General features: G+C 65.8%; 5 protein-coding genes and 1 pseudogene. 4 read left to right on the top strand and 2 right to left on the bottom strand.

Translation table 11 applies throughout. The annotated features are described in order from the left end of the window. Nucleotides 1-132 (top strand): integrase core domain-containing protein (locus MF605_RS11775; RefSeq protein WP_141844281.1); only part of this gene is annotated, 132 nt, incomplete at its 5' end. Nucleotides 133-163: 31 nt separating this feature from the next. On the opposite strand, the gene MF605_RS11780 is transcribed toward MF605_RS11775, so the two are convergent. Further along, on the bottom strand, nucleotides 164-736 hold the full coding sequence (locus tag MF605_RS11780; RefSeq protein ID WP_036381446.1) for a recombinase family protein: 573 nt from the start codon (nucleotides 734-736) through the stop codon (nucleotides 164-166). Between the two features lie 180 nt (nucleotides 737-916). On the opposite strand from MF605_RS11780, the gene MF605_RS11785 reads away from it, so the two are divergent. The 3 genes from MF605_RS11785 to MF605_RS11795 all read left to right on the top strand — a co-directional run bounded on the left by MF605_RS11785 (nucleotide 917) and on the right by MF605_RS11795 (nucleotide 3,062). Beyond that, nucleotides 917-1,864, top strand: coding sequence for a GDSL-type esterase/lipase family protein (locus MF605_RS11785; RefSeq protein WP_166795284.1), 948 nt, complete (start codon nucleotides 917-919; stop codon nucleotides 1,862-1,864). A gap of 136 nt (nucleotides 1,865-2,000) precedes the next feature. Beyond that, nucleotides 2,001-2,171 (top strand): hypothetical protein, encoded by a 171-nt coding sequence (locus tag MF605_RS11790; protein ID WP_166795285.1) that lies wholly within the window; start codon nucleotides 2,001-2,003, stop codon nucleotides 2,169-2,171. Nucleotides 2,172-2,213: 42 nt separating this feature from the next. Next, nucleotides 2,214-3,062: an adenine nucleotide alpha hydrolase family protein gene (locus tag MF605_RS11795; RefSeq protein WP_134417098.1), complete on the top strand. Its 849-nt coding sequence runs from the start codon at nucleotides 2,214-2,216 to the stop codon at nucleotides 3,060-3,062. Here the strand turns inward: MF605_RS11795 and MF605_RS11800 are convergent. Continuing rightward, nucleotides 3,059-3,464 (bottom strand): annotated as a pseudogene (locus MF605_RS11800) (transposase); the annotation flags it as partial. The gene MF605_RS11795 and the pseudogene MF605_RS11800 sit on opposite strands and share 4 nt — an antisense overlap. Nucleotides 3,465-3,591 lie beyond the last annotated feature (127 nt).

Raw genomic sequence — 3,591 nt, forward strand, 5'->3', positions numbered from 1 at the left:
GCTCGGCGTGAGGCCCTGGCGGTGTGGGTGAACCACTACAACTACCATCGGCCTCATACCTCCTGCGGGGACGCCCCTCCGGCCTCGTTGGCCCCGGCCCGAGTCAACAACGTCATGACCTCTTACATCTAGCACTATCAACCTCTTGTGATGCTCGTCGAACTCACCTCGCCACGACTCGGCGCAATGAGGTGTATAGCGTCTGCCGGCTTACCCCGAACGTGCGCGCCACCTCAGCCTTCGGGATCCCCATCTCGATCATCACGCGCGCCTGCTCCACATCGGTGTCCGAGAGCTTCGGGGCCTGCACGTACTTGCCGCGGGCCTTAGCCAAGGCGATGCCCTCAGCCTGACGCTCCTTGATCCGCCGGCGCTCGAACTCAGCGAACGCCGCCAGGATGCCCAGCATGAGCCCATCCACCGGTGAAGCGCCGGACTTGTCCACGGTGATCCGCTCGGACACGAACTGCACTGCACACCCCTTGGCGGTGAGCTCGTCCACGATGGCGTACAGGTCCCGCGTGTCCCGTCCCAGCCGGTCCATGGAGGCGACCTTCACCAGGTCCCCCTCGCGGACGTACTTCATCAGCTCAGCCAACCCGGTGCGCTTAGCTCGGGAGCTGCCCGAGATCTTGTCCTGGAAGATCCGGTCGCACTCCCCCACCGCCTCGAGCTGACGATCCAGGTTCTGCTCCGCCGAGCTCACCCGCACATAGGCCACAGTCTGTCCAACCACGTCTTAGACCCTCCGACACTTGTGTCCAACGGACCCGATTGGGACCGTCTCTGACGTGATGGTCTCGTGACCGGGCAGGGTGTGTAAAGGGGTATACCCGGCTGGACGACTATCGGAGGGGCGCGGATCCACCCTTCTCGCCCTCACTTGCGAACATCTCAGCCCCGGTAATCTCGCCCCATGCCTGAGACTCAGCCGGCCCAGCTCTTCTCCTTCGGGACCTTGACCCAGCCGCAGGTGCAACACGCTCTCTTCGGCGGACCCGTGCCCTCCCAGCCTGCCGGCCTCCCCGGCCATGGCCTGGTGTACGTCCCCATCACGGACCCCGATGTCATCCGTCTCTCTGGCGCCGCTGAGCACCGGGGCCTGGCCCGACGGGTGGAGGAGGCCGTTCAGGGCCACGTGCTCACCCTGAGCACCGAGCAACTGGCCGCCGCCGACGCCTACGAGGTGGACGCCTACGTCCGCCGGCGGGTGCAGCTCACCACGATCGGTCCAGGGGACGAACCCCGCGCCGGTACGGCATGGGCCTACGTCGCCGCAGACCCATTGACCGCCGCTGAACGCATCGCCGTCGTGGGCGACTCGATCGCGTTCGGTCTTGACGACCCCGACGGAGGCTGGGCCGGACACCTGACACGACAGCACAGCAACACCTACGGACGGCGGGTGTGGAATCTCGCCGTCCCCGGCCTCACTCTCCGACAGCTCACCCATCACATCGACGCTGAGACTGCTCTGCGCCGTGTGGACACCGTCGTCATCGCGGCCGGCATCAACGACCTGGCCGCCGACCACGGTCCCGCCCATCCTGCCGAGCTCGTGACGATGATGGACGCGATGTGCACCCGGCTGGAGGGCGTCGGTCGCCGACCCGTCGTCCTGACACCCGTGTGGCTCGACGTCAAGCGTGCCTCCGAGCAGTTCAGCATGCAGGTACGCCTTCAGGACGCCGCGAACTACCGTGACCGGCTGATCTGCTGGGCCACTCAGACCCACCGCGACGTCATAGACCTCTGGCCCGTCCTGGAAGGTCGGACGGACTGGTTCACCGACGGGGTCCATCCCGACGCCGAGGGCCACGCCCAGCTCTGGAAGCGTATGGCTCCTAACCCGACAGCCCGATAAGCGAACCACCCCGGCTTCCCGAGGCAGCACGGGACGGAATCGGTCGTTTGTGCTACATGAGGATCGGCACGAGACAGTCGATCTCACCTTCGCGCCGGTAGCTCTCGATTTGGGGACGCGTGGAGTCGTGCTCCGCGTGAGCGAAGAGGACATCCAAGGCTTCACCGATCTGCCCGTAGACCGCTGGCACCTCACCTCGAAGACGCAATCGCAGGTATGCCCCGCCTGGGATCACCGCCTCGTTCAGGCCGAGGGTGTTGTCGGTATCGCGGTCCAGTCCCGCCGCGGTGGCTGTCCCGAGGCATGACTGACACCGCAGGGACGCAACTCCTCTGGGACACTAGAAGCCGTGGACAGCAAGGACCTATGGATCGAAGAACCCGCCCCAGGGAACCCCTGGGGCCTGCCGCACCGGAAGCTCAACTTGGAGCAGATCAAACGCCTCGCCGATGGACCGATTCCCGGTGACGACGACCTCGAGTCCGCCGTGAACCTGGCGAAGCTGGTGCACGAGACATACGAGAACCACGCCACGCACAACGACCACGGACGCACCGACGAGGAAGGCTACGCAATCCTGCGTGCGCTCCGACTCGTTCTCCACCGCTACGGCATCCCCTTGGACCTGCCGTGGAGAGACTTCTCCTCGTTCCGTACCTACTGGATCGCAGAGGGAGCCTCGGGCGGAGGTTCGTGGCAGATGCGCCGAGAGATGCTGGCCAAACACTTCGACCCGGTATTCCAGACCCTCCATGCAAGGGAAGAGGAACAGTCCCGCGGCGCCCTTGCCTCGGGTGTCTCCCCTCACCCGAATACTGGCTGGACCCAGGTGGACGACGAGATCGCCCAGCTCCGCACACGGTTCCGCACCGCTAGCGGTATGCAGGACTACCGGGACACCGGAAACAGGTGCGTGGCTGTCCTCGAAGCGCTCAGCCGACAGGTGTACGACCACGCCCAACACGGCACACCCGGTCAGTCCGAGCCACCCGTGGACAAGACGAACATCCGGCTCGAGGCATACATCAACGCCACCCTGCCAGGGAACGCCAACGAAGAACTCCGCGGCCTGGTCAAGAAAGCGTCGGCCCTCGCGCACAAGGTCAAGCACTCACCCAACGCGGACCGTCGGTCAGCAGGCATCGCCGCCGACTCCGTCATCCTCATCGCCAACATCATTCGACGGCTGGACAGCTAGGGCGTGTCTGACAATAGTTTGGACCACGCGATCACCGCGTTCAGCGCCACGGCAGCCCGGTAGACGATCGCGTACTTGTCGTACCGGGTCGCCAGGCCCCGCCATTGCTTCAGGTGCGCGTACTGGCGTTCGATGAGATTGCGGCCCTTGTAGGCGTCCGCGTCGAGGCCCACGGGTCGGCCGCCGACTGAGCCGTGGCGGCTGCGGTGGCCCTGCTGGTCCGCCGGCTCGGGGATGACGGTCTTGAGGCCACGGGCGCGCAGGTGGGTGCCGATCGCCCGCGATGAGTACGCCTTCTCGCCCAGCACCGCCTTGGGGGCGGGTCCGGGGCCGGCCTGTCGGCCGGGCCACGCGCAACTGACCCAGCAGAGGCAGCAGCATGGGCCAGTCTCCTGCTTGGCCAGTTGAGTCCCGGATAGTGGTGTAACCCTCCCCGGTGGCCACGACCATCTTCGAGACGGACGCGGTCACCGTGGGAGCCTTCGAGCGAACCTTCCACAGCACTCTCGAAAGGACATCACCACGATGA

This window comes from Micrococcus luteus (assembly GCF_022664405.1).
Taxonomy (GTDB): Bacteria; Actinomycetota; Actinomycetes; order Actinomycetales; family Micrococcaceae; genus Micrococcus; species Micrococcus luteus.

Coding starts and splice junctions, on each gene's coding strand:
- MF605_RS11785 (WP_166795284.1), top strand. CDS start 917: ATGCCTGAGACTCAGCCGGCCCAGCTCTTCTCCTTCGGGACCTTGACC.